The organism is Pseudoalteromonas tunicata (assembly GCF_002310815.1).
Taxonomy (GTDB): Bacteria; Pseudomonadota; Gammaproteobacteria; order Enterobacterales; family Alteromonadaceae; genus Pseudoalteromonas; species Pseudoalteromonas tunicata.
Genome location: NZ_CP011032.1, coordinates 1,341,207 through 1,367,381, shown reverse-complemented (window position 1 = coordinate 1,367,381; position 26,175 = coordinate 1,341,207). Strand labels below are relative to the sequence as shown.

Here is a 26,175-nt window from a genome sequence, read left to right as displayed (position 1 = left end):
GATTAATCGTCGCTCATCGCTGCAAGTAAATCAGCTTGATGCTCTTGCACTAGCGGATTAATAATCGGTAATAAATCACCCGATACAATTTCGTTTAATTTGTATAAGGTTAAGTTAATACGATGATCGGTAATACGACCTTGCGGATAATTGTAAGTACGAATTCGCTCAGAACGGTCGCCACTCCCGACTAAATTACGACGTTGAGTCGCTTCTTCTGCATGGCGCTTTTCATCTTCAGCTTGTTGTAAACGTGAGGCAAGCACTGACATTGCTTTAGCACGGTTTTTATGCTGCGAACGCTCATCCTGACACTCAACCACCACCCCTGTTGGAATGTGGGTAATACGAATAGCAGAATCGGTTTTATTAACGTGCTGACCACCGGCACCGGATGCACGAAAGGTATCCACTTTAATATCGGCTGCATTAATTTCGATTGCTTCGGCTTCTGGAATTTCAGGCATGACTGCAACTGTACATGCAGAAGTGTGAACACGACCTTGTGATTCAGTTTCTGGCACACGTTGTACACGATGTACGCCTGACTCAAACTTTAATTTACCATAAACGCCGGTACCACTGATGTTAGCAATGACTTCTTTGTAACCACCATGTTCGCCTTCGTTGGCACTAACAATTTCAACTTTCCACTTTTGTGTTTCAGCAAAACGAGCATACATGCGGAACAAATCACCGGCAAAAATAGCCGCTTCATCACCACCTGTGCCAGCACGTACTTCAAGATATACATTGTTATTATCTTTTGGATCTTTTGGCAACATTAAGACTTGTAACTCATCAGTCAATGTTTCAAGCTGTGCTTTAGCTGCTTTGAACTCATCTTGCGCCATATCACGCATATCAGGGTCTTCATCTTTGAACATCTCTTCTGCAGCAACCAAGTCTTGCTCTGCTTGGCGATACGCATTAAAAACTTTACTCACATCTTCAAGCTCTGCGTATTCTTTTGATAAGGCACGAAAGCGATCTTGATCTGAAATAACACTGGCTTCACTAAGCAATGCTTCTACTTCTTCATAACGCTCAACCAGCGTTTCTAACTTGCGATAAACAGATTCTTTCATTTATATGCCTATTGGGGTTCAATACCTAAAATTTTTCTCAATTGTGCCAGCTCAGCTAATTCTCCCGCCTCAGCCGCTTCTTTAATGGCCTTGGTCGGTGCATGCATCATGCGATTGCTAAACTTATTGGCAAATTCGAGTAATACTTTGTCTGGCGATTTGCCAGCGAGTAATTGCTGTTGTGCACGATTTAACAGCTCTTGCTTAATTTGTTCGCTGTCTTCACGATAAAGTTTAATCACATCAACCGAGTCTAACGATTTTAACCACAGTAAAAATTCGTCGACTCTTTGCACTATGATGTCTTCAGCTTCATCGGCGGCCTTTTCTCGCGAGGCCATATTTTCACTGACAATTGCTTGTAAGTCATCAACTGTATAGAGATAGGCATCATTTAATTCACCTACCTGACTTTCGATATCGCGTGGAACAGCAATATCAATAAATAACATTGGTTTATAACGACGTGCTTTAAGTGCTTGTTCAACAACACCTTTACCAATAATTGGCAAGGTACTGGCTGTTGAACTGATCACGATATCGGCTTTAATTAGTTGCTCAGGGACTTCCGCTAAAGAAACGACATGAGCAGAAAATTCTTTCGCTAAATTCTCAGCCCTTGCTACCGTCCGGTTCGCAACCGTCATCCGAGCGCAACCATTTTGATGCAAGTGGCGCGCGACAAGCTCAATAGTTTCACCTGCACCAATCAGCAAGACGTTCGTTTTATCTAATTTACCATAAATGTGTTTAGCTAAACTGACCGCAGCATACGCAACAGAAACGGCACTGGCGCCAATCTCTGTTTCAGTGCGAACATGTTTTGCCACAGCAAACGTTTTTTGGAATAAACGCTCAAGCATGACACCAACAGATTTATAGTGTTTGGCATCGTTATAGGCTTGTTTAATTTGCCCAAGGATCTGCGGCTCACCTAATACTAATGAATCGAGCCCACACGATACTCGCATCAAATGCGAAATTGCCCGATCATTCACATAACAATATGTATGATCTTGCAACTGCTCAACTGGCAATTGATGAAATTGTGCCAGCCAAGACAATAGTGTTTGGGTATCTGTGCCCTCAAGGCTACAATAGATTTCGGTTCGATTACAGGTAGACACAATGACAGACTCCATAACTAAATTGGCTTGCTGTAATTGTTGTAATGCAACAGTAAGTTGCTCTGCTGAAAACGCGACTTTTTCGCGTAATTCCACAGGCGCTGTTTTATGATTTATACCAAGTGCAACTATAGTCATAGTGCAAAAAATCGCCTAACCGAGTATGAAAGCGAATAATTTTACGAAAATCAAGCGAATAAGGAAAGTAAGGAACGTAAATAGATGCGATTACATTTGATTTTAATCATCTTTTTTTTATTTCTAACCGGCTGTGTTAGCCCAAAAGTACCCCTTGAGCCAATTTCGGTTCATTGGAAGTCAAAATTACAGGAACAAAACAACTGGCAAATTGCAGGTAAGTTAGCTTTTATCAGCCCAGAAAAACGTCAGTCGGCAAATTTCAATTGGCAAACTGAACCAAGCAATAGCATGCTAAGTTTAACCAGTTTTATTGGCAGTCAAATCTTAAAATTAAATCAATATCCAGACTATGCAGAACTGTTTTTTGACGATAAAAATTATACCGCAACCAGCGCAGAAGAATTGTTATATAACTTAACACGGATGCAACTGCCGCTGGCGCAATCGGATGCATGGCTAAAAGGGACATTTACCAGCCCAAGCATGGTATTAGATGAACTTGATCGCATTCAAAGTGCAACCATTTTGAATCAACGAGGTGAGCTGTGGCAAATCAGTTATCAAGACTACATTATGCAAGATGGTTTTTGGTTAGCACAAAAACTCACTCTAACCCACGGACAAATTAAAGTTAAAATTAACATTAACAATTGGCAGTTTTCTTCATGATGTCATCTTTATCGATTATTGCCCCGGCAAAACTGAACCTTTTTTTACACATTAATGGCCGCCGTCCCGATGGCTATCATGAATTGGAGACCCTGTTTGTTTTTTTAAACTATGGCGACCAACTCGATTTTACCCTTCGTACTGACAATCAAATCCTGATTGAGTGTGAAAACCCAGAATTAACAACTCAAGATAATTTAATTTTTAAGGCAGCTCGGCTATTACAAAATCACGCCAATATCACGCAAGGTATCACCATCAAACTCACTAAAAAGTTACCTATGGGCGGTGGTGTTGGGGGCGGCTCATCTGATGCTGCGACCACGCTTTTAGCACTCAATCACCTTTGGCATTGCGATTTTTCGAATGAAAAACTGGCTGAACTTGGCCTACAACTTGGTGCCGATGTGCCTGTATTTGTTAAAGGTTTTGCTGCTATCGCACATGGGATTGGTGAACAACTGGAAGCTGTTAACTTAGCACCAAGTTGGTACTTAGTGGTACACCCAAATGTGCACATTAGTACACAAGCAATTTTTACACATCCAGATTTGCCACGCTCAACACCCAAGATAAATGGCCCTTGGCAAGAGGCTAAATTGTATAATGATTGTGAATCTCTGGTGAAAAAGCTTTCTCCCGAGGTTGAAAAGACCCTACAGTGGTTGTTAGAATACGCGCCGTCAAGAATGACAGGCACAGGTGCTTGCTGTTTTGCTTCTTTTGCCGAAGAAGCGGACGCAAATAAAGCACTTAATGCCTTGCCAGCACATTGGCAAGGATTTGTTGCCCAAAGCGTTAATATATCTCCAGCACATTTGGAGTTAAACGCTAAACTAAACTTACTCTAGTTAAACAGGTGTTATACTAAACATCGTTTTAACTCAAAAATTCAGTGCCTGAGGAAACCTACCGTGCCGGACATGAAGCTCTTCGCTGGTAATGCAACACCTGAACTTGCTCTTAAAGTTGCTAAGCGTTTATATATTGAATTAGGTAACGCCGACGTTGGTCGTTTTAGCGACGGCGAAATCAGTGTTCAAATTAATGAGAATGTACGTGGCTCGGATGTATTCATCATCCAATCTACGTGTGCACCTACTAATGACAATTTAATGGAACTGATCGTAATGGTTGATGCGCTTCGTCGTGCTTCAGCTGGTCGTATTACAGCAGTTATTCCTTATTTTGGTTATTCTCGTCAAGACCGTCGTGTTCGCTCTGCAAGGGTACCAATCACAGCTAAAGTAGTTGCTGATTTCCTTTCGAGTGTTGGCGTTGACCGTGTTTTAACAGTTGATTTACATGCTGAACAAATTCAAGGTTTCTTTGATGTTCCTGTGGACAATGTTTTTGGTAGCCCAGTGTTACTTGAAGACATGAAAGCAAGAAACTTTGAAGATGTTGTGGTCGTTTCTCCGGATATCGGTGGCGTGGTTCGTGCTCGCGCAATCGCTAAACTATTAAACGATACAGATCTTGCTATTATTGATAAACGTCGTCCCCGTGCCAACGTTTCTCAAGTAATGCACATTATTGGTGATGTTGAAGGTCGCGATTGTATTATCGTTGATGACATGATTGATACTGGTGGTACTTTATGTAAAGCCGCTGAAGCACTAAAAGAACACGGTGCTAAACGTGTATTTGCTTATGCAACTCACCCTATTTTATCTGGTAATGCTGCTGAGAATATTCGTAACTCAGTCATCGACCAAGTCATTGTTACAGACTCTGTGCCATTATCGGCTGAGTTATTAGCGATTGATAAAATAAAAGTTTTAACATTAGCAGACATGCTTGCTGAAACGATCCGTCGGATCAGTAACGAAGAGTCTATTTCTGCAATGTTCGAGCACTAATCCGCTTCGGATGAAAAAAAGCGCTGCATTGCAGCGCTTTTTTTGTATCTATCGTTTCTTTTATCCTGTGGCAGTGGTAACATTACGCGCCTTTTTTAGGTGATACCTTTGGTCGCAAAGGGTATCCACTTTTTATTAAATTAATTGGAGACATTATGTCTAACAATACATATACATTAGATGCCGAACTTCGTGTTGAATTAGGTACTGGTGCGAGCCGCCGCCTACGTCGTGAAGGTAAAGTTCCAGCGATCCTTTACGGTGCAGACAAAGAAGCAGTATCACTTGTGTTAGCGCACAAAGAAGTTATCAAAGCTCAAGAAGATGAAGGTTTCTACACTCACATCCTTACGCTTAACTTAAACGGTGAAAAAGTTGAAGTTATCCTTAAAGATATGCAACGTCACCCATTCAAACCAGTTGTAACTCACTTAGATTTCCAACGTGTTGATGCTTCTCACAAGATCCACACTAAAGTTCCTTTCCACTTCATCAATGAAGAAAAAGCAACTAAATTAGGTGCAACTGTTGCGCATCACGTAACTGAAGTAGAAATTACTTGTTTACCAGCTAACCTTCCTGAATTCATCGAAGTAGATGTTGCTACTATCGAAGTAGGTGCTACTTTACACCTATCTGACGTAGCTCTTCCTGCTGGTGTTGTTTCTGTAGAATTAGCAAAAGGTGCAGATCATGACCAAGCGGTTGTGACTCTTAATGCTCCTAAAGGTGCTGCTGCAGAAGAAGCTGCTGAATAATTTAAGGTGTTAGCACCTTGAATTCTATTCAAATGCTTGTGGGCCTGGCTAATCCAGGCCCCGAATACTCTAAAACACGTCATAATGCAGGTGCTTGGTTCATCGAAGAACTCGCTGCACGTTATAACTGCATCTTAAAGCATGATCCTAAGTACCACGGTTTAACCGGCAAAATCTTCATTCAAGACCAAGAGTTTTTACTCCTGATCCCAACAACTTATATGAATTTAAGTGGTAAATCAGTTAGCGCCCTTGCCAATTTTTTTAAAATTCCTGTAGAAAATATTCTTGTTGCTCATGATGAGATGGACTTACCTACTGGTGTTGCCAAATTTAAACGCGGTGGTGGTCATGGTGGTCATAATGGCCTCAAAGATATCATAGCGAAAATGGCTAACAATAAAGAATTCTTGCGCTTACGAGTGGGTATTGGTCATCCTGGACACCGTGAAATGGTGACAGGCTGGGTACTTGGTAAAGCATCAAAAGCTGAACAAGAGCAAATGGATGCGGCGGTAGATGAAGCTGTGCGATGCATGGAAATTCTAGCAAAAGACGGTGTATTAAAAGCACAAAACAGATTACATTCATTCAAAGCGTAATAGAGTTATTCTCTTCGCAGACATGAACAATTAAATAAAGGTATCCTAAAATGGGTTTTAAATGTGGCATCGTTGGCTTACCAAATGTGGGCAAATCAACTCTTTTTAACGCGTTAACTAATGCTGGCATCGAAGCAGCTAACTTTCCATTTTGTACAATTGAGCCAAATACGGGTGTGGTAGCTGTACCCGATCCACGTTTAAAACAATTGGCTGAAATTGTTAATCCACAACGTATTCTTCCAACTTCAATGGAGTTTGTTGATATCGCGGGTTTAGTGAAAGGTGCTTCAAAAGGTGAAGGCTTAGGTAACCAGTTTTTAGCCAATATTCGTGAAACCGATGCAATTGGTCATGTTGTTCGTTGTTTTGAAGATGAAAATATTATTCACGTTGCGGGCACTATCGACCCTGCGGATGATATTGATACTATCAATACCGAATTAGTTTTAGCCGATATGGAAGCAGCCGATAAAGCCGTATTCCGCATTGCTAAAAAAGCAAAAGGTGGCGATAAAGATTCTAAATTTGAATTAGTTGTACTCGAAAAAGTAAAAGCACACCTTGATCAAGGTCTGACTTTGCGTTCTTTAGAATTAACCAAAGAAGAACATGCTGCGATTAAAACAATCAACTTTTTAACCATCAAGCCAACTATGTACATTGCTAACGTGAGTGAAGATGGTTTTGAAAACAACCCGTATTTAGACAAAGTATTAGAAATTGCTGCGGCTGAAAATGCGATTGTTGTGCCTGTATGCGCCGCTATTGAATCTGAGCTGTCAGAATTAGACGAAGCAGATAAAATTGAATTCATGACTGATCTTGGCTTAGAAGAGCCAGGTCTTGACCGTGTTATCCGTGGTGGCTATCAATTACTACAATTACAAACCTACTTTACAGCAGGTGTAAAAGAAGTTCGCGCTTGGACAATTCCAGTGGGTGCAACAGCGCCACAAGCTGCTGGTAAAATCCATACTGATTTTGAACGTGGTTTTATTCGCGCGCAAACAATCGGCTTTAATGACTACATTACTTGTAAAGGTGAAAGTGGCGCTAAAGAAGCAGGTAAAATGCGTTCTGAAGGTAAAGACTACATTGTTAAAGATGGCGATGTAATGAATTTCTTGTTTAACGTGTAACGTTAAATAATTAAAAACCCGCTCAGGCGGGTTTTTTTATGCTAAAAATAAAACGTGCATTACGTAAAGCTGAGTCAAAAATTGAGTTTTACTAAAATTTATTTTCATTTTCTCCCTTCTATAGGCCATAAAATCTAATCTTGTTCGCTACTTTTACTCAACAAGACTAAAACACGGCTCGAACACCCAACATAAAAAACAACTTAATCTGCGTAAAAACAGCTAATTTAAGCGCTTTTTTAATCACTTAGTTTAAAAATACCGCAAACAAACTCAGATAGGCATTTTTTTGCAAAAAAGGTGTTGACGCAAAAGGGGGTAATCCGCATAATACGCCCCGCATCAGCGAGATGTTAAACACAAAGTAAATGGCTAAGTAGCTCAGTTGGTTAGAGCACATCACTCATAATGATGGGGTCACAGGTTCGAATCCCGTCTTAGCCACCACCTTGTTTTTAATGGTCTTTTTGATAGTAAAGTTTTGCGGGAGTGGCGGAATTGGTAGACGCGCTGGATTTAGGTTCCAGTATCGCAAGGTGTGAGAGTTCGAGTCTCTCCTTCCGCACCAAAACTTTACAATAGTTAGCTGTTGGGATATCGCCAAGCGGTAAGGCAGCGGGTTTTGATCTCGCCATTCCAAGGTTCAAATCCTTGTATCCCAGCCAACTCTTTTGAGTTAAAGTTAACATGATGGCTAAGTAGCTCAGTTGGTTAGAGCACATCACTCATAATGATGGGGTCACAGGTTCGAATCCCGTCTTAGCCACCATTCTTCGTTTGCAACGTAATTGCTAAAATCTTTTGTTGGGATATCGCCAAGCGGTAAGGCAGCGGGTTTTGATCTCGCCATTCCAAGGTTCAAATCCTTGTATCCCAGCCATCTTCTTACTGTTAAGTATTAAGATAAAAAAGACCACTTGCGGGAGTGGCGGAATTGGTAGACGCGCTGGATTTAGGTTCCAGTATCGCAAGGTGTGAGAGTTCGAGTCTCTCCTTCCGCACCATATTCTTTAGCTAGAATTAAAATTGCTAAGTTGGTGACTCTTAAAGTTACAGTACACATTCAGGCTGCGGGAGTGGCGGAATTGGTAGACGCGCTGGATTTAGGTTCCAGTATCGCAAGGTGTGAGAGTTCGAGTCTCTCCTTCCGCACCAATTAAGAATGTACAACGTTTGTTGTTTGGTTCAAATCCAAGTACGCAATTTGAAATATCTTTTTGTTGGGATATCGCCAAGCGGTAAGGCAGCGGGTTTTGATCTCGCCATTCCAAGGTTCAAATCCTTGTATCCCAGCCATCTTCTTACTGTTAAGTATTAAGATAAAAAAGACCACTTGCGGGAGTGGCGGAATTGGTAGACGCGCTGGATTTAGGTTCCAGTATCGCAAGGTGTGAGAGTTCGAGTCTCTCCTTCCGCACCAAATTGGTTACACTGCTAATCAATTTAAAATGACATTGCTGTTGGGATATCGCCAAGCGGTAAGGCAGCGGGTTTTGATCTCGCCATTCCAAGGTTCAAATCCTTGTATCCCAGCCAATTCATCTTCTTAACGACTCTTCTTAATAAATTTTAAAAGTTCTTATTTTTACATCCTCTATCGAATAATCTCATAACTCATAATGTTTATTTCCCTCTTCAAGCGAACACGCCCTAGTTATATGGAATAATGCATCTCGTGATCAGTTAACTCTTTTTACGTGACGATATGAAGAATAGTTAAACAAAAAGGATTTTTTAATTATCAATTGAGTGCCGCTTTATCAAAGCATAAGGTTAGCTCGGCTTAAACAACCAACCCACTTTAAACATGCTCACACTCAATTTATTTTTCAGACAGTCAACGATGTTAGCGTAGTTAATTACGCTTAGAGTTTTTCACCTATCGCGTACTTTAAAACCCAGTTTTTTAATGGCCCTGAGCGCTCTGCAGTTGCAAGCACTTTATTACGCAGCCATTTTAACGGTGGAATTTGATTAGAAAAACCAAGGTAGCAGGCATCCATTGCCGACATCATTACTAAATTAGCGGTTTTCCGGTAACGCTGATATTGCAACAAGGCCGCTTTATCACCTACATCTAGTTTGTTTGCCAAGCATGTAGCTAACTGTTGTACATCTTTAAAGCCTAAATTAACGCCCTGCCCCGCAAGTGGATTAATAGTATGGGCAGAATCACCCACTAACACTAAACGCCCTTGCACATATTGATTTGCATGCTGACGCGTGAGCGGAAAAACAGCCTGTTCAATCACCTCAAAATCTCCTGGTAAGGTTGGGAAATGCTCAATCACTTTTTGTTTTAACTGCCCAGGATTAAGCGCCGCCAATTTTGCTAACTGCGTGCCTGAGTGATACCAAATTAAATTAGCATAGGGCGCTTGCAAGGGTAAAAAAGCAACCGGCCCTGTTGCTTGAAACTGCTGCCACGTAATATCTTGTTGCGGTGCATCAAGCTTAATTAATATTCCCATGCAACTTTGCTGATATTGCCAACCTGTAGTACCAATCCCCGCCAATTGACGAGTAATCGATTGGCCACCATCGGCAGCAATGACTAAATCAGCGGTTAATTCCGACTTGCCATAGTGTAAAGTAATACGAGATTCGACTTGTTCAATGCGATTTAACTTACCTAGGTCACTTTTGACGGTAATATTATGTGAAGCAAATGCCTGCCAAAGTGCAGCTTGAATCAATTTATTTTCAATGATATGACCAAGGTAATCATAATCGATGTCTTTGGCATCAAATAATAATGTTTGTTTGACTTGTTCAAATGCTGCTAAACGACGATAAGGGGCATGACGCTTGGTAAGTAAGTTATCCAAAATACCAAGTTCAGCAAATAATTGCTCAGAAAAACGATTAATAGCGGATACCCGTAAATCGAGATCTTCACTGGCAAGCACGGCGTTAAAATCAACTTGTTGTTGCTCAATAACAGTGACCATACAGCCTTGCTTAGCAAGTTTCAGTGCCATTGCCGCACCAACCATGCCACCACCTACAATAATAACGTCATTTTTCATCAAACATACCTTATGTAAAACCCCGAAATAGTGTATCTGAAAAATTAAACGAAGGGTGTTGTAATCGACACAATTCAATGATTTTTAGCACGAATATTCACAATTGAGTTTAAATCCACAGATTAGTTAAAATCTATACTTGGCTATAGAGGTGGTTAGTTATAAAATACGCGTCCTTTAAGCGGTCGGTTTATAAACGAGGCAATAGTTAGATGAGTAAAAAGCTGCATATTAAAACCTGGGGTTGTCAAATGAATGAATATGACTCTCAGAAAATGGCTGATTTATTAGATGCCACCAATGGCTATCAATTAACAGAAGAAGCTGAAAATGCGGATGTTATTCTTTTAAATACCTGCTCTATTCGTGAAAAAGCACAAGAGAAGGTGTTTCACCAACTTGGCCGCTGGAAATTATTAAAAGATGATAACCCTGACCTAGTGATTGGTGTAGGTGGTTGTGTTGCATCACAAGAAGGTGAAGTAATTCGCCAACGCGCGCCTTTTGTTGATATCGTATTTGGTCCACAAACATTGCATCGTTTACCTGAAATGATTAAGCAAGTTCAGTTAAAACAAGGTGCGGTTGTGGATATTTCATTTCCTGAAATCGAAAAGTTTGACCGTCTACCTGAGCCAAAAGCAGAAGGTCCATCTGCATTTGTTTCTATCATGGAAGGCTGTTCAAAATACTGTACTTTCTGTGTAGTACCTTATACCCGTGGTGAAGAAGTAAGCCGTCCTTTGGACGATGTTATTTTAGAAATAGCCCAATTGGCAGAACAAGGTGTACGTGAAGTAAACCTGCTTGGTCAAAACGTAAATGCGTATCGTGGCAAAATGCACGATGGTGAAATTTGTTATTTCTCTGATTTACTACGTTATGTTGCCACGATTGATGGTATTGACCGTATTCGTTATACAACTTCGCACCCAATTGAATTTACTCCAGATATTATCGAAGCGTATGCTGATATTCCAGAGCTAGTCGATCACTTACATTTACCAGTGCAAAGTGGGTCAGACCGTATTTTAGCGTTAATGAAACGCGGTCATACGGCGCTTGAGTACAAGTCAACGATCCGTAAATTGAAAAAAGTACGCCCTAATTTAAGCATGTCTTCCGATTTCATTATTGGTTTCCCAGGTGAAACAACTGCAGATTTTGAAGCAACGATGAATCTCATTAACGACATCGGTTTTGATATGAGCTTTAGCTTTATCTACAGCGCGCGTCCAGGTACGCCTGCTGCTGATTTACCTGATGACGTATCAGAGCAAGAAAAGAAAGAGCGTCTTTATATTTTACAAAATCGTATCACTCAATTTGCACAGCAAATCAGCCGTCAAATGTTTGGCACAGAACAGCGTATTTTAGTTGAAGGCCCATCGAAAAAGAATCCAATGGAGCTTCGAGGCCGTACTGAAAACAACCGCGTAGTTAATTTTGTTGGCGATCATAAGTTAATTGGTCAATTTGTTGATGTAAAAATCACTGAAGCATTGCCAAATTCATTACGTGGTGATTTAGTACGTACTGAAGCACAAATGAATTTACGTAAAGATACAGCGCCAGCAACTATTACGAGTAAAAACCAACCTGCTCAAGCCAATGAGCTTGGAGTAGCAACGTTTACCCCTTAATAAGTTGTTCACGCCAGCGCAAGCTGGCGTGCCTTACAAGGAACATATTTTGAGTAACCAAACCAAAAGCCAAGAAGTCTACCTCGAACCCTCTGATAATAAACGCCTTGCAGCCCTTTGTGGCCCTTTTGATGACAATATAAAACAGATTGAGCGCCGCCTTGGGGTTGAAATCAGTCACCGAGAAAACTGTTTTCGTGCCACAGGGAATTTAGCCGCAGCTCATGCAGCCATTGAAGTGCTAAAAAACTTATATATCGAAACGCAGCTAGTGAATGGCAAAAGCCAAGAGATTGATGCCGACTTAGTTCATCTGACCCTCGCGCAATCGCACTATCTTGATCAGGACGATGAAGACCCTCAATTTGCCCAAGATGTTACGATTAAAACCCGTCGGGGCGTGGTAAAACCGCGTAATCCGAATCAAATGCAATATGTGGCTAATATTCTTAATCATGATATTTGTTTTGGTATTGGCCCTGCTGGTACAGGTAAAACTTATTTAGCGGTTGCCGCCGCAGTTGATGCCTTAGAGCGCCAAGAGATTCGCCGTATTTTACTCACCCGCCCCGCGGTTGAAGCAGGCGAAAAGTTAGGATTTTTACCGGGTGATTTAACCCAAAAAATCGACCCATATTTACGCCCGCTGTACGATGCCTTATTCGAAATGCTCGGGTTTGAAAAGGTAGAGCGCTTAATTGAAAAAAACGTCATTGAAGTCGCACCGCTTGCCTATATGCGTGGCCGAACGCTAAACGATGCCTTTATTATTTTAGATGAAAGCCAAAATACCACCGTAGAGCAAATGAAAATGTTTCTAACCCGGATTGGTTTTAATTCTAAAGCCGTTATCACTGGCGACATCACTCAAGTTGACTTACCAAGAGGCGCACGCTCGGGTTTGCGTCACGCAATCGATGTGCTAAGTAACGTTAATGATATTAGCTTTAACTTTTTTCAAGCAAAAGATGTGGTCCGCCACCCTATTGTTGCTCGTATAGTAGAAGCTTATGAGAGCTTTGAAGAACAAGAACGTAAACAAAGAGCTGAAAAGCAAGCACAACGAGAAGCCGCGCAACATGACTGAACTTGATTTACAAATTGCCAGTGAGTTTAAAGATTTACCTAGCTTTGAACAATTCCAATTATGGGCACACAGCACCTTGGATTTATTTAAAGAAGAAAGTGAGCTCACGATTCGAATTGCCGATGAAGCAGAAAGTCAGCAATTGAATAATGATTATCGCGGTAAAAACAAACCGACCAACGTTTTGTCGTTTCCATTTGAAGCGCCGCCTGGAATTGAGTTGCCATTAGTGGGTGATTTAATTATTTGCCCTCAAGTGGTGTATCAAGAAGCCCTTGAGCAAGAAAAATCATTTCATGATCATTTTGCGCATATGGTGGTACATGGCTGCTTGCATTTATTAGGCTTTGACCATATAGAAGCAGAAGATGCCGAAGAAATGGAAAGTAATGAAAAGGAAATCCTAGCTAAGCTTGGAATTAGCGATCCGTATCGAGATGATGAGGAATAGCTTTTCAGCTGATAAAAATAACAGTATATTGAGGATGTTTGTCGTCAATTGGCAAACACTTCTAATTCACTCCTAGTAATAACAAGACGTTAAAGCGCGTTTACTAGGTTGCAGTAAAACAACATGGAGCTAAAAAGTAGCGTATGAGCGACGATAACTCGCAGAGTAGCCAGGGTTCGTCTGGCAAAACATGGTTAGGGCGCATCGCCCAAATGTTTCAGGGTGAACCCCAAAACAGAGAGGAACTGGTTGAAGTGATCATGGACGCCCAAGAACGCGATGTCATTGATCCTGAAACCAAAAAAATGATGAAAGGTGTATTAGGTGTCTCGCAACTTAAAGTGCGCGATATCATGATCCCTCGCTCTCAAATGATAACCTTAGATATTGAGCAATCCTTGAGTGAATTATTACCTATCATGGTTGAATCTACTCATTCTCGTTTTCCTGTTGTTTGCGAAGACAAGGACCACGTCGAAGGGATATTACTTGCTAAGGATTTATTGCCTCTAATTTTAAACTCGCACGATGAAATCCCCTCTTTAGCTACTTTCTTACGCCCAGCCATGGTTGTGCCAGAAAGTAAGCGTGTTGATACGTTACTTAATGAGTTTCGTCAGCAGCGCTACCACATGGCTATCGTTGTTGATGAGTATGGTGGTGTTTCGGGTTTGGTTACCATTGAAGATATTCTCGAAATCATTGTTGGTGAAATCGAAGATGAGCATGATAACGAAGAAGAGACTCAGGATATTCGTCAAGTTGCAACTCATGTTTATGCTGTTCAAGCTTTGACGCCTCTTGAAGATTTTAATGAGTTTTTCCATACTCAATTTGATACTCAAGAAGCTGATACCATTGGTGGGATTGTTTTACATGCGTTTGGTCATATGCCAACCCGTGGTGAAACAATTGAAGTTGGTTCGTTTCAATTTAAAGTCACAAGCTCAGATAATCGTCGATTACAGCAGCTCCAAGTGACGGTACCTAAAAACTCTCAAACTGAAGCTGAAGCCGCTGCATAATGGCACTTAGCATCTCTAAAAAAAGCATACTTGCACTCGTTGCAGGTATGCTTTTAACGTTTAGCTTCGCGCCATTTGGTTTTTGGTTTATAAGCCCATTGTGTATCGCACTGTTTTTTTATTGCTTAGCGAATACCACTTGGCAAGTCGCTGCAAAACGAGGCTTTTTATTTGGCTTCGGCTGGTTTGCTTGCGGGATCAGCTGGGTCCATGTTTCAATTGCAGAATATGGTGGCTTACCTCTCGTTGTTTCATTGCTATTAATGGCGATTCTGGCTGCTTATCTCGCACTTTATAGCGCCCTTGCGGCTGGACTTTCGACTCATTTTAAAGGCCACACTTGGCTACTGGCGTTTATTCCACTCTTTATGGCATCAGAATGGATGCGCGGCACTTTTTTAACTGGTTTTCCTTGGTTATCTTTCGGTTACAGCTTGACCGATAGCCCACTTAATTTTTTAGCGCCCGTAGTTGGCGAATTTGGTTTAACGGTTATTGTTCTACTGCTTGGTTATAGTCTTTGGCAACTGGCAAATAAAAAATGGCTTTGGCTTGCAAGTACCATCAGTAGTTTAATGATTTGCGCCCTAGTTATGACCACTTTGCCACAAAATAAACACACAGGTGATGAAGTTCATGTACTGTTAGTGCAAGGAAATATCAAACAAGAGCTGCGCTGGGCACCCGAGCAATTTGCTAAGACAATGCTGGCTTACCAAGATTTAACTCGTCCAAATTGGGATGTGGATTTAGTTGTTTGGCCTGAAGCGGCCATCCCAGAAATTGAGGTGCTCGCACAAGAGTATTTGCAAAATCTCGATAGTGCTGCCGCTTTTCACAATACAGCGCTTATTACTGGCATAGTTGATTATCAGCGCCCAACTAAAACTATTTATAATACCTTGATTGTACTTGGTAAAAAAAATCCTGAGGATGTGTTAGGCCAATATCAGTTCTTGCATCCAAACCGCTATCGCAAACATAATTTATTACCCATTGGTGAGTTTGTACCATTTGAATCCTTGCTGCGCCCTATTGCACCGTTATTTGATTTACCGATGTCATCATTTAGCCGTGGCGACGCGATACAGCACAACCTCAAAGCCAATGGGCTCAATATCTTACCGGCTATTTGTTATGAGATTGTTTTTGCTGACTTTGTTCGCAGTAATTACCACAGCAATTCAGATATTTTACTTACCGTGAGTAACGATGCGTGGTTTGGTGATTCTCATGGTCCACATCAACATATGCAAATTGCACGTATGCGCGCGATGGAACTTGGCAGGCCTTTAATTCGAGTCACCAATAACGGTATTACTGGGGTATATGATCCGCTTGACCACCAGCAACAGACTATCAATCAATTTGAAGCAACAGTACTTAAAACCAGTATCAAAAAAATCAGTGGCGATACTCTTTATGCGCAATATGGCAAAGGCCCAATTGTTCTGTTATTAATCGTGCTCTTTTTAGTCGCATTATTTAATAACCGTCATGCCTTTAAATTTTTTAAGCCCATAAAAACAAACAAGTAGCCTATTGGCTACTTGTTTATGCTGGCTAAACTAATCGTAAACGTTATTCATCATCACTGCCATTAACAATATCGGCAATACAACTTAAACGCTCTAAAGCTGCATAGTTGACAGTATCTTCAGCATACATGCCTTTTTCTGATAACTCACCCGCTTTTCGATCCATCAGGATTTCAAGCGCTTCATCAACAGTAGCAACCGCATAAATATGAAATTTACCCAACTCAACCGCTTGGCACACTTCTGGATTAAGCACCAAGTTTACTCGGTTCGATTTAGGAATAATCACCCCTTGGCTGCCCGTTAAACCACGAATTTTGCACAGTTTAAAGAAGCCTTCGATTTTCTCATTCACTCCACCAATGGCTTGCACTTCACCATGCTGGTTAATCGATCCTGTCAGCGCTAAACTTTGGTTAATTGGGAAAGACGTAATCGCTGAAATCAAGGCGCACAACTCAGCCAACGACGCACTGTCACCATCAATAAAACCGTAACTTTGCTCAATGGCAATATTAGCACTGAGTGATAATGTAAACTCTTGAGCATACTTATTACCCAAATAACCCGTCAGTAGCATCACACCTTTAGAGTGAATCGCTTTACCAAGCTCGGCTTCACGTTCAATATCAAGTACACCATCACTACCAGCATAAACAGTCGCGGTGATCCTAGCTGGACTGCCAAAACTGGTATCGCCAATATGTAACACGGTTAGACCGTTTACTTTTCCTACCGCTTGACCTTGAGTATCAATTAAAGTGTGACCTTCTTTAATATCATCAAGCATATTTTCGCTAATTTGACCGGTACGATATTGTTTACCATCAAGCGCTTCATCAATATGGTGCGCTTCAATCATGTCACACTCATCTTGACGAGTGTAATAATGTGCTTCATTCACCAGCTCTAAAACATCAGCAAAACGTGCTGATAATTTTGACTGGTGCTCCGCTTGGCGATAGCTAAAATATAATAGTTTTGCCATCGCTTCTTGAGTTAAGTCACTTTTTAAATTTTTATTTACATGCTCTTGTACACGAGTAATAAACTGATAACGGAATTTATCTGAGTCAGGAATAAAATACTCAAAATCGGCTAGCACACGAAAAAACTCATTAAATTCATCGTCATATTCTTGCATTAAATAATACAAATCACGTGAGCCTAGTAAAACAATTTTCACATCTAATGGAATAAGCTGTGGTCTTAGAGTAAAACTGCCCCCCAAGCTGCTTTCTTGAGCAGGTAAGTCATTTTTAATATGACGGGCTTTTAACGACAGTTTTAAACCATCCCAAACTTGAGGGTTGGCCATCACTTTCTCAGCATCCATGATCAAATAGCCGCCATTAGCTTTATGCAGCGCACCGGCTTGAATCGAGCGATAACTGGTTACCACCGAGCCTTGCTGTGATGAATACTCAACTTTACCAAATACATTACCAAATGTTGGATTTGGCTCATAAACAACCGGTGCTGGATCACCTTCTTTAAAACCGACAATTAAATTAGGCGCAAAATAATCCGCCAGCATGGCCTTTTTATCGAGATCTTCATTTTTGTCTTCTGATTCATCAGCCAGCCATTCAAGTACTGCATCAATAAGCTCTTTTCGCAGCTCTTTTAGGTATTTTAAAATTCCAATTTGAGTGGCATATTTATGCTCAAGTTCTTTTAAAAGCGGCTTGATTGCTTGCTCTGCTGTGGCGCGTTTAAGCTCTCTTAATTTTTCTGACGATTCTCTTTTCCAACGAGGCAATTCAATTAAGGCTTCGTTTAAATCGTCTTCTAAGCCTGCAATAAGCGCAAAGAAATGTTGGCGTAACTCATCACTGAGCGCAGCAAATTCGGTTTCATCAAGTTGTTTGCCTTTAACCAAAGGCGCAAAACTAATGACTCCATTATCTTCAAAAAGCACCACGTCTTGGGTAAGGGCTTTTTCTTCTACACTATCAATAGCGTGATCGTACTTAGTATTAAAAGCAGTATCGATGGACTTTTTCTTGCGCTGATAGCCAGGATTGTCAAATGCAGCTGGAAAGGTATCGATAATTTCATCAATCAGCGAGTCGATATCATCGGAAAAGATTTTACTTTCCCCTGATGCCAAACAAATAGCAATCGGTTCTCGGTGATCATCAAAATTATTAACATAGAGCCATTCAAGCGGCGTTTTTCGGGTTTTGCTATGCGCAGTTAACTTATCTTTGACCAATGTAAAACGGCCAAGAGCCGCTTCTCCCATCACATATAGGTTATAACCTTGTAAATCCATACCCAAGGAAAAATCGATGGCAATACGTGCTCGTTGTTGCCCAATAAAACTGAGATCATCTGGATAAGGCGCAGCCATACAGCTTGCTATTTGTTGTATGTCTATCGCGGGTGTAAGATTTTGTGCTGGTAGTCGAGTTTTTGTTAGTGTCATTGCCAATTCTTATAGTGTGTACTGCAAGCTATGGATAAATTACCTTAAATCGTAATTTAATGCCGATCCTTGCTAAATTGCTTAAGCTTACCTAAGGCGCTCTGAAGATAAAACTAACAATTGAGTAAATTAAAAAATAATTCGATTTATGGACTTAAAGCTTGACGGGTGAAATAAATACCCCCGCATTCTGCACATGCATCAAGTTGATTTGGGTGATAATAATGCGTTAAATGTTGACATTGTTTACATCTTAGTTCACCAAGTGCGACCCAATCACCTTGCTGATACACTCCGTTATGTTCAAAATCATCAAGTATAACCGCCCACTCCACTTTAGAGCGGTCGCCTAACTGTGTTAGCTCATACCAAAACGACTCTTTTAATTCCTGCCAAGCCAACTGATTGTATTGTTGATGATGGCTTTGCCAATGCGCCAAATCACGCAAAAAATACTCTTTATAAGTATTAAATTGTTGAGCGCTATAACCAGTGATTGCGCGAATTTCGTGCTCGCCTTGCTGCAAATAATCCAGCAATTGTTTCACTTCATGCTTTTTCACATCGCTTAACCACAGATGCAACTCATCAAGCCATTTTTGATAATTTTTTGAGTCATTCATTATTACTTCCTTCGTTAAACCTGTGTATTTAGTATAGGTAGTTTTGGTGTAATTTCCTGTTAATTAAGCTTAAGTTGTCAACTAAGCGATAAATTGATAATTTTGACTAAATAATTACCTTATCCACAAAAAAATAAATAACTACTTCCATAACAAACTGATAAGTAAGGTAAAATTTTTGGTGTGCTTTTTGCTTTTCGATATTGCTCATAACTTAATCAACAAATAGGATGTGTCTTATGACTGTTAAACTTGAAGATCGACCCATTGAAACCTTACGCCAAGAAACCATAGATCAGTTAATCTACAACTATAGTCATGGTGTCATTTCAAATGAGGCCTTTGAGCGCAGACTCGATAAAGCAATGGCAAGTCAGCAACATCAAGAATTAGCTGATTTAGTTTCCGATTTACAACTCCAAACAGACTCGCAATTTACCCAACAAAAAGAGCAAAAATTTAATCCCCGCTACAGTAGCTCCTCAAGTGAAGAATCAGACAATATTGTTACTATTTTTGCTAGCACAATACGCAGTGGGATGTGGCAAGTTCCAAAAACAATAAATATCTTAAATGTATTTGGTAGCGCCAAAATTGACTTCACAGATGCGGTATTCAGTACGCAAACTATTACTCTAAAAGTAAAATGTATCTTTGGTAGCGATAAAATTTACGTACCTGAGAATGTTAATGTTGTGAGTAAAACATTTTCAATTTTTGGCTCATCTGAAAACAACGCCCCCTCAATTGCAGACAGGCAAGCGCCAACCATTATTATTGAAGGATTTGTATTATTTGGTGAGGTTCAGGTGAGTATTAAGCGTACCATCAAAGAAAAATTTGTCGCGTTCGCTAACGAACTCAAAACCATGTTTAACTCATAGTTGATTTGCCATTTCGGATAACCCCATATCGGTGGCTATATTGTAACTTCATGTGTTTTAAAGCGAGTTTAGGCAATACCCAATTACCAAACTCGCTATGTTTAATCATTTTGAAAACAACGAAACTTGAAATAAATGACCTTCATCTTTAAAAGGTCTTTGATTCTTTACACCAAGCACTACATCACCAATTTAAAAACTAAACAGTAATATTGAACCGCTCAACATGTCTTAATTCTGCACTGATTAATGACTCATTTAACGTCATATATCCATGATTAGACCCTCAGTGAATAGCAACGAAACACGCAACTGATTTTTATCAGTAAATTCTCAAGCATACCGATAAAAACCAGCATCTAGCGGCTGAATCTTCGCTAGCGAGACGCCTTAAATTAAGTTATCCTATCGACAATTTTTTATTAGTTTGCAAGAAGTTTGGAATTGTAAATGCAAGATCAATATAGCCCGCAGGGTATAGAGTCAGAAGTACAAGCATATTGGGAAAAAAACCAAGTATTTAAAGTCAGTGAAGACGACAGCAAAGAGAAATTTTACTGTCTTTCAATGTTCCCATACCCAAGTGGCCGATTACACATGGGTCACGTACGTAACTATACCATTGGTGATGTTGTTTCTCGTTTTCAACGTTTACAAGGTAAAAACGTCATGCAACCTATGGGTTGGGATGCGTTTGGTTTACCTGCTGAGAATGCAGCAATTAAAAACCACACAGCGCCAGCTAAGTGGACGTACGAAAATATTGATTACATGCGTACTCAGTTAAAACAACTGGGTTTTGGTTATGACTGGGATCGCGAAATTGCCACGTGTCACCCTGAATATTACAAATGGGAACAATGGTTCTTCACTAAGTTGTATGAAAAAGGCTTAGTTTACAAAAAAATGTCGACAGTAAACTGGGATCCGGTTGACCAAACTGTACTTGCGAACGAGCAAGTTATTGATGGTCGCGGTTGGCGCTCAGGTGCACTTGTTGAGCAAAAAGAAATTCCTCAGTGGTTCATTAAAATCACTGACTATGCTCAAGAGTTACTTGATGATTTAGATAAGCTTGAGCACTGGCCTGAGCAAGTAAAAACCATGCAACGCAACTGGATTGGTCGTTCAGAAGGCCTTGAAGTTGAATTTAAGCGTGCTGATAACGATGAAACATTCCGCGTTTATACCACACGTCCAGACACCATTATGGGTGTTACATATGTTGCGGTTGCAGCAGGTCATCCTATCGCATTAGAAGCGGCAAAACTAAGTGGTGCGGTTGAAGCATTCGTTAATGAGTGTAAAACCAACAAAGTTGCTGAAGCAGATATGGCAACAATGGACAAAAAAGGCATTGCTACCGGCTTTTTTGCAATTCACCCACTGACTGGCGAACAAGTGCCTATTTGGGTCGCAAACTTTGTATTAATGCATTACGGCTCAGGTGCCGTTATGGCAGTACCTGCACACGACCAACGTGACTTTGAATTTGCTACGGGTTATGGCCTTGAAATCAAGCAAGTAATAGCTCCTGTTGCAGGTTCTGAACAGGTTGCTGATATTGCCAATGAAGCGTTTACTGAAAAAGGGATTTTAGTGAATTCAGGCCAATTTGATGGCTTGGATTTTGATGGTGCATTTAATGCGATTGCAGATATTTTAACTGCAAATAATCAAGGCGAGCGTAAAGTGAACTTCCGCTTACGTGATTGGGGTGTAAGCCGTCAGCGTTACTGGGGTTCACCAATCCCAATGTTAAATAAAGAAGATGGCACCGAGTTAGCCGCTCCTGCAGAAATGCTTCCAGTACGTTTACCTGAAGATGTGGTAATGAATGGTGTCACTTCGCCAATCAAAGCGGATCCGACATGGGCTAAAGCGCAACTAAATGGCGAAACTGTTTTCCATGAAACCGATACCTTTGATACCTTTATGGAATCATCATGGTATTACGCGCGTTACTGTAGTCCTCGTTATGCCGAAGGCATGATTGAGCCAGGTGCTGCTAATTATTGGTTACCTGTGAATCAATATATTGGTGGGATTGAACACGCTATTTTACATTTACTGTATTCACGTTTTTTCCATAAATTGTTGCGCGACTTTGGATTGGTCAATTCAGATGAACCTTTTGAGCGTTTACTGTGCCAAGGCATGGTATTAGCCGATACTTATTTCCGTAAAGACGAAAAAGGCGGTGATATTTGGATTTCACCGACCGACGTTGAAACAGAAAAAGACGAAAAAGGCCGCATCATTAAAGCGTGGCATAAAACCGATGGCCAACCAGTGTCTTCTGCTGGTATGAGCAAAATGTCTAAGTCTAAAAACAACGGTATCGATCCACAGTCAGTAATTGAACAATATGGTGCCGATACAGTTCGTTTATTCATGATGTTTACTGCGCCACCAGAGCAAACCCTTGAATGGTCTGATTCAGGTGTTGAAGGTGCACATCGTTTTGTTAAACGCGTTTGGAAATATGCGTACGACGTTAAACAAGCCGGTTTTGCTTCATTAGATGTGTCGGCATTAAACAATGAGCAAAAAGCGCTCCGTCGTGAGTTACATAAAGCCATAGCAAAAGTCAGTGACGATCTTGACCGCCGTCAAACCTTTAATACTGCTATTGCTGCGGTAATGGAATTGCTAAACAAATTAACGCGTGCTTCTCTTGAAACTGAGCAAGATAAAGCAATTGCACATGAAGCACTTAATGCATTAATTATTATGCTTTCACCTATTATTCCACACGTGTGTCATCAACTATGGCATGAGTTAGGTAAAGAAGGTGATGTCATTAATGCAACTTGGCCAACATTTGATCCAAGTGCAATGGTTGAAGATGAGAAACTAATCATTGTGCAAGTGAATGGCAAAGTACGTGGCAAAGTGACTGTTGCTGCAGATGCTGAACAAGCGGCGGTCGAAGCCATCGCCTATGCAGAACCGAATGTAAGCCGTTACTTAGATGATGTGACAATTCGTAAAGTCATTTATGTACCAGGTAAACTGCTTAACGTGGTTGCAAACTAAGATGGCGTTTTCGTCCTCTTTTTTAAAACACATAGCGCTTGCGCTATGTGTTTTAATGTTAACTGCTTGTGGGTTTAGGCTAAAACAAGCGTCAAACTTGCCACCTGACCTTCAATCTCTGACCTTAAACGCTGCCGATCCTCAGTCCGATTTATACCGCCAATTGAAAAAACAACTGCAACATGCCGAAGTCGTTTATTCAGGTGAAGTACGTGCAGATCGTGCGCAATTACTGTTATTAAAAGATAAACTCGACCGCCGAACTTTATCACTCTTTAATAACGGCCAAGTCGCAGAATACGAATTAACTTACAGTGTCAGTTACCAAGTAACTCGACCAGGACAAGATCCTATTACTCAATATTTTGAGTTATATCGTAATTATCAAGACGATCCAGATAGTGCGCTGGCAAAAGCAAAAGAGCTTGAACTTATTTTGTCTGAAATGCGCTTACAAGCTAGTCGTCGTATTATCCGGGAGCTAGCCCAGCTCTAATGCGTTGTTATAGTAATCAACTACCGAGCAAATTAAGCCAACAATTAGCCCCTGTTTATCTGGTTTTGGGTGAAGAACCTTTTCAAGTGCAACAATGTTGTGAACAAATAAAAACGGCGGCTAAGAAACAAGGCTTTGATGAACTTATCCGGCTAAGTGTTGATAATCAATTTGATTGGCAAGAGCTAGAACAGCATTTTAATAGCTTATCGTTATTTAGTGATCGCAAAATCATTGAACTTGATTTAGGTGAGCAAAAAGCCGGTACTAGTGGCTCAAAAACATTAAAATGGCTGGCAGAAACATCAAATCCCGATTGTATTTTAATCCTCAAAGGTGCTAAAAATGGCACTGATGTGCAGAAAACGGCATGGTTTAAAGCACTCGAAGCGATTGGTTTATTTGTACCTTGTTATGAAATTAGCGGCAATCACCTCCTGACTTGGCTAAACCAGCACTGTCAGACTCTTCAGCTTAATTTAGCCCATGACGCCAAGCTCTTTTTACTTGAATCGACCCAAGGAAATTTGCTAGCAACTTACCAAGAGTTAGAAAAGCTATCACTTATTTATGGTGCAAAACTCATCGGTAAGCACGAACTTGCACCTGTGCTTTTGAACCAAGCTAAGTTTGATATTTTTGATTTAACTGATGCGCTGCTGATTGGCAAAAGCGATAAAATCGTTGCCATTTTAGCGCGATTACAAAAAGATAATTCTGAACTTAATTCTCTTGCGTGGGCAATTGCTCGTGAGGCTCAGCAGTTATTGGCCATGCAGCAAAAAAGGCAACAAGGCGAGCCTTACTCCACCATTTTTAAACAATTTAATGTTTGGAAAAATAAGCAAACCATCACAGAGCAAGCGCTATCAAGATTATCATTAAGTCATCTTGAAGTGATCATTTCACAGTTAGCGCAGTGGGATCGCCATTTAAAACAAGGCACTTTAGTCGCCCCATTTCAAAGCTTAGCCCACATTGCATTGCAATTTTGTTTTACGCTCAACCTTGAGCTGCCGATATTTCGTAGTGCATCATGATTGGGATCTTTGGCGGGACGTTTGATCCTATCCATCAAGGGCATCTTAATATTGCGCGACAATGCTGCGAGCAGCTCAATTTAACGAGCCTAGCCTTTATGCCATGTGCGCAACCTGCTCACAAAAAAAGCCCGGGGATCAGTGCCCGCGACAGGGCAAATATGGTGCAACTTGCAATTGCGCCCTACCCCAAGTTTTCCCTAGATGAGCGTGAACTTAATCGTGTAGGCCCCTCTTATTCATTATTAAGCTTACAAGAAATCAGACAAACAGAACCTAACAGGCCTATTGCTTTTTTAATCGGTATGGACTCATTAAATCAGCTGCATTTATGGCATCGATGGCAAGAAGTGACCGCACTGTGTCATTTGATTGTCTGTCAAAGGCCTGGGCAAATTTGTGCTCCAGCAGCGGAAGTAACTGACTACTTAAAACAAGCACGGTGCCAAGAGGTAAATGACCTAGTTCAACAAAAAGCGGGATTATGTTACTTCCTAAGCTGCCCTCAAATTGATATTTCCTCCTCCGAGCTGCGGCTATCACTAAAAAATGCAGCTAATTTCCCTGCTTTACTGCCAAAAACGGTCGCAAACTACATTAAAACGCATCAGTTATACTGTTAATTTTCGTTTGTCGCTTAATAATTAGTTGTAGCCGTGGTAAAATTTCTAATTAGCTTTTATTACATTGTGAGAATGCATTTTGGAAACAACTGAACTATTAGAATTTGCTTTAGATAAAATCGACGACATGAAAGGTCGTGACATCGTTACTTTAGATGTCAGAGGTAAATCCACCATTACTGATTATTTAATCGTTTGTTCAGGTAATTCAAAGCGTCATGTTCAATCAATCGCCGAAAACCTCAATAAAGAAGCCAAAGCGATTGGTCTAGTACCTCTTGGGTGTGAAGGCCAAACTTGCGGCGAATGGGTTTTAGTTGATTTAGGTGATATCGTTGTTCATGTAATGCAAGATCAATCTCGAGATTTCTATCAACTAGAGAAACTTTGGGGTTAATAACGCATGAAAATTCAACTAATTGCAGTTGGCACTAAAATGCCGAGTTGGGTTGAGACTGGCTATTTAGAATATCAGCGTCGCTTTCCAAAAGATATGTCGCTGGAATTAGTTGAAATTACTGCAGGTAAACGCGGCAAAAATGCCGATATCAAACGCATTTTACAAATTGAAGGTGAAAAAACCTTAGCGGCTATTCCCAAAGGAAATCGTATTGTTACTCTTGAAGTAACTGGACAACCTTGGGATACCCATCAGTTAGCCAGCCAAATGCAAAAATGGCAGCTTGATGGCCGTGATATCAGCTTGTTAATTGGCGGACCAGAAGGCCTTGCAACTGAGTGCATCGCCGTTTCTGAGCAAAAATGGTCTTTATCCAACTTAACCTTGCCTCATCCATTAGTTAGAATTGTGGTTGCCGAAAGCCTTTACCGAGCTTGGAGCTTAAATAACAACCACCCGTATCATCGCGAATAGGGT

The 26,175-nt window shown here is 40.7% G+C and carries 23 protein-coding genes and 10 tRNA genes; 28 read left to right on the top strand and 5 right to left on the bottom strand.

What is annotated here, in order from left to right:
• Positions 1–2: 2 nt before the first annotated feature.
• A complete protein-coding gene (gene prfA, locus PTUN_RS06315) occupies positions 3–1,088 on the bottom strand; it encodes a peptide chain release factor 1 (RefSeq protein ID WP_009839299.1) in 1,086 nt (361 codons plus the stop codon).
• A gap of 8 nt (positions 1,089–1,096) precedes the next feature.
• The gene (gene hemA, locus PTUN_RS06310; protein WP_009839298.1) at positions 1,097–2,353 is read right to left on the bottom strand and encodes a glutamyl-tRNA reductase; all 1,257 of its coding nucleotides are present in this window, start codon (positions 2,351–2,353) and stop codon (positions 1,097–1,099) included.
• 84 nt (positions 2,354–2,437) lie between these two features.
• On the opposite strand from hemA, the gene lolB reads away from it, so the two are divergent.
• The 16 genes from lolB (at position 2,438) to PTUN_RS06230 (ending at position 8,925) form a co-directional block, all read left to right on the top strand.
• Entirely contained in the window at positions 2,438–3,025 is a 588-nt protein-coding gene (lolB, locus tag PTUN_RS06305; RefSeq protein ID WP_009839297.1) for a lipoprotein insertase outer membrane protein LolB, read from the top strand.
• Positions 3,025–3,876: a 4-(cytidine 5'-diphospho)-2-C-methyl-D-erythritol kinase gene (gene ispE, locus PTUN_RS06300; RefSeq protein WP_009839296.1), complete on the top strand. Its 852-nt coding sequence runs from the start codon at positions 3,025–3,027 to the stop codon at positions 3,874–3,876. Before lolB ends, ispE begins: the two co-directional genes overlap by 1 nt.
• 63 nt (positions 3,877–3,939) lie before the next feature.
• Positions 3,940–4,887, top strand: coding sequence for a ribose-phosphate pyrophosphokinase (locus tag PTUN_RS06295; RefSeq protein WP_040644087.1), 948 nt, complete (start codon positions 3,940–3,942; stop codon positions 4,885–4,887).
• A gap of 155 nt (positions 4,888–5,042) precedes the next feature.
• Positions 5,043–5,645: a 50S ribosomal protein L25/general stress protein Ctc gene (locus PTUN_RS06290; protein WP_009839294.1), complete on the top strand. Its 603-nt coding sequence runs from the start codon at positions 5,043–5,045 to the stop codon at positions 5,643–5,645.
• 17 nt (positions 5,646–5,662) lie between these two features.
• Positions 5,663–6,247: an aminoacyl-tRNA hydrolase gene (pth, locus tag PTUN_RS06285; protein WP_040644086.1), complete on the top strand. Its 585-nt coding sequence runs from the start codon at positions 5,663–5,665 to the stop codon at positions 6,245–6,247.
• Between the two features lie 50 nt (positions 6,248–6,297).
• Positions 6,298–7,389, top strand: a complete 1,092-nt coding sequence (gene ychF / locus PTUN_RS06280) for a redox-regulated ATPase YchF (protein ID WP_009839292.1) — start codon at positions 6,298–6,300, stop codon at positions 7,387–7,389.
• 370 nt (positions 7,390–7,759) lie between these two features.
• Positions 7,760–7,836 (top strand) — tRNA-Met (locus PTUN_RS06275).
• A 36-nt stretch (positions 7,837–7,872) separates the two neighbouring features.
• A tRNA-Leu gene (locus PTUN_RS06270) sits at positions 7,873–7,957 on the top strand.
• A 22-nt stretch (positions 7,958–7,979) separates the two neighbouring features.
• A tRNA-Gln gene (locus PTUN_RS06265) sits at positions 7,980–8,054 on the top strand.
• A gap of 27 nt (positions 8,055–8,081) precedes the next feature.
• A tRNA-Met gene (locus PTUN_RS06260) sits at positions 8,082–8,158 on the top strand.
• Positions 8,159–8,194: 36 nt separating this feature from the next.
• Positions 8,195–8,269 (top strand) — tRNA-Gln (locus tag PTUN_RS06255).
• Between the two features lie 39 nt (positions 8,270–8,308).
• Positions 8,309–8,393: transfer RNA gene (locus tag PTUN_RS06250), tRNA-Leu, on the top strand.
• Between the two features lie 66 nt (positions 8,394–8,459).
• Positions 8,460–8,544 (top strand) — tRNA-Leu (locus PTUN_RS06245).
• A gap of 66 nt (positions 8,545–8,610) precedes the next feature.
• Positions 8,611–8,685 (top strand) — tRNA-Gln (locus PTUN_RS06240).
• A 39-nt stretch (positions 8,686–8,724) separates the two neighbouring features.
• A tRNA-Leu gene (locus PTUN_RS06235) sits at positions 8,725–8,809 on the top strand.
• A gap of 41 nt (positions 8,810–8,850) precedes the next feature.
• Positions 8,851–8,925, top strand: a tRNA-Gln gene (locus PTUN_RS06230).
• A gap of 329 nt (positions 8,926–9,254) precedes the next feature.
• On the opposite strand, the gene PTUN_RS06225 is transcribed toward PTUN_RS06230, so the two are convergent.
• Positions 9,255–10,418, bottom strand: a complete 1,164-nt coding sequence (locus PTUN_RS06225) for an FAD-dependent oxidoreductase (protein ID WP_009838861.1) — start codon at positions 10,416–10,418, stop codon at positions 9,255–9,257.
• 212 nt (positions 10,419–10,630) lie between these two features.
• On the opposite strand from PTUN_RS06225, the gene miaB reads away from it, so the two are divergent.
• The 5 genes from miaB to lnt all read left to right on the top strand — a co-directional run bounded on the left by miaB (position 10,631) and on the right by lnt (position 16,162).
• Positions 10,631–12,061, top strand: a complete 1,431-nt coding sequence (miaB, locus tag PTUN_RS06220) for a tRNA (N6-isopentenyl adenosine(37)-C2)-methylthiotransferase MiaB (RefSeq protein WP_009838860.1) — start codon at positions 10,631–10,633, stop codon at positions 12,059–12,061.
• A 49-nt stretch (positions 12,062–12,110) separates the two neighbouring features.
• On the top strand, positions 12,111–13,148 hold the full coding sequence (locus PTUN_RS06215; RefSeq protein ID WP_040643948.1) for a PhoH family protein: 1,038 nt from the start codon (positions 12,111–12,113) through the stop codon (positions 13,146–13,148).
• Positions 13,141–13,599, top strand: coding sequence for an rRNA maturation RNase YbeY (gene ybeY / locus PTUN_RS06210; protein ID WP_009838858.1), 459 nt, complete (start codon positions 13,141–13,143; stop codon positions 13,597–13,599). Before PTUN_RS06215 ends, ybeY begins: the two co-directional genes overlap by 8 nt.
• Positions 13,600–13,742: 143 nt before the next feature.
• Positions 13,743–14,624, top strand: a complete 882-nt coding sequence (gene corC, locus PTUN_RS06205; protein ID WP_009838857.1) for a CNNM family magnesium/cobalt transport protein CorC — start codon at positions 13,743–13,745, stop codon at positions 14,622–14,624.
• Entirely contained in the window at positions 14,624–16,162 is a 1,539-nt protein-coding gene (lnt, locus tag PTUN_RS06200) for an apolipoprotein N-acyltransferase (protein ID WP_009838856.1), read from the top strand. Before corC ends, lnt begins: the two co-directional genes overlap by 1 nt.
• A gap of 43 nt (positions 16,163–16,205) precedes the next feature.
• On the opposite strand, the gene PTUN_RS06195 is transcribed toward lnt, so the two are convergent.
• Both PTUN_RS06195 and PTUN_RS06190 read right to left on the bottom strand, forming a co-directional pair.
• Positions 16,206–18,593, bottom strand: coding sequence for a Lon protease family protein (locus PTUN_RS06195; protein ID WP_040643947.1), 2,388 nt, complete (start codon positions 18,591–18,593; stop codon positions 16,206–16,208).
• Positions 18,594–18,739: 146 nt separating this feature from the next.
• The gene (locus tag PTUN_RS06190; RefSeq protein WP_009838854.1) at positions 18,740–19,216 is read right to left on the bottom strand and encodes a zinc ribbon-containing protein; all 477 of its coding nucleotides are present in this window, start codon (positions 19,214–19,216) and stop codon (positions 18,740–18,742) included.
• Between the two features lie 239 nt (positions 19,217–19,455).
• Between PTUN_RS06190 and PTUN_RS06185 the strand changes: the two genes are divergently transcribed.
• From PTUN_RS06185 to rlmH, 7 genes are all read left to right on the top strand, one after another.
• Positions 19,456–20,100 carry a LiaF domain-containing protein gene (locus PTUN_RS06185; protein ID WP_009838852.1) on the top strand — a complete coding sequence of 215 codons (645 nt, stop codon included), beginning with the start codon at positions 19,456–19,458 and terminating at the stop codon, positions 20,098–20,100.
• Between the two features lie 450 nt (positions 20,101–20,550).
• Positions 20,551–23,139 (top strand): leucine--tRNA ligase, encoded by a 2,589-nt coding sequence (gene leuS / locus PTUN_RS06180; protein ID WP_009838851.1) that lies wholly within the window; start codon positions 20,551–20,553, stop codon positions 23,137–23,139.
• A gap of 1 nt (position 23,140) precedes the next feature.
• Positions 23,141–23,635 carry an LPS-assembly lipoprotein LptE gene (locus PTUN_RS06175; RefSeq protein ID WP_009838850.1) on the top strand — a complete coding sequence of 165 codons (495 nt, stop codon included), beginning with the start codon at positions 23,141–23,143 and terminating at the stop codon, positions 23,633–23,635.
• Positions 23,635–24,675, top strand: a complete 1,041-nt coding sequence (gene holA / locus PTUN_RS06170) for a DNA polymerase III subunit delta (RefSeq protein WP_009838849.1) — start codon at positions 23,635–23,637, stop codon at positions 24,673–24,675. The genes PTUN_RS06175 and holA overlap by 1 nt, the downstream gene beginning before the upstream one ends.
• Positions 24,672–25,298 carry a nicotinate-nucleotide adenylyltransferase gene (nadD, locus tag PTUN_RS06165; RefSeq protein ID WP_009838848.1) on the top strand — a complete coding sequence of 209 codons (627 nt, stop codon included), beginning with the start codon at positions 24,672–24,674 and terminating at the stop codon, positions 25,296–25,298. The genes holA and nadD overlap by 4 nt, the downstream gene beginning before the upstream one ends.
• A 79-nt stretch (positions 25,299–25,377) precedes the next feature.
• The gene (gene rsfS / locus PTUN_RS06160) at positions 25,378–25,695 is read left to right on the top strand and encodes a ribosome silencing factor (protein WP_009838847.1); all 318 of its coding nucleotides are present in this window, start codon (positions 25,378–25,380) and stop codon (positions 25,693–25,695) included.
• Between the two features lie 6 nt (positions 25,696–25,701).
• Entirely contained in the window at positions 25,702–26,172 is a 471-nt protein-coding gene (gene rlmH, locus PTUN_RS06155; protein WP_009838846.1) for a 23S rRNA (pseudouridine(1915)-N(3))-methyltransferase RlmH, read from the top strand.
• Positions 26,173–26,175: the final 3 nt, after the last annotated feature.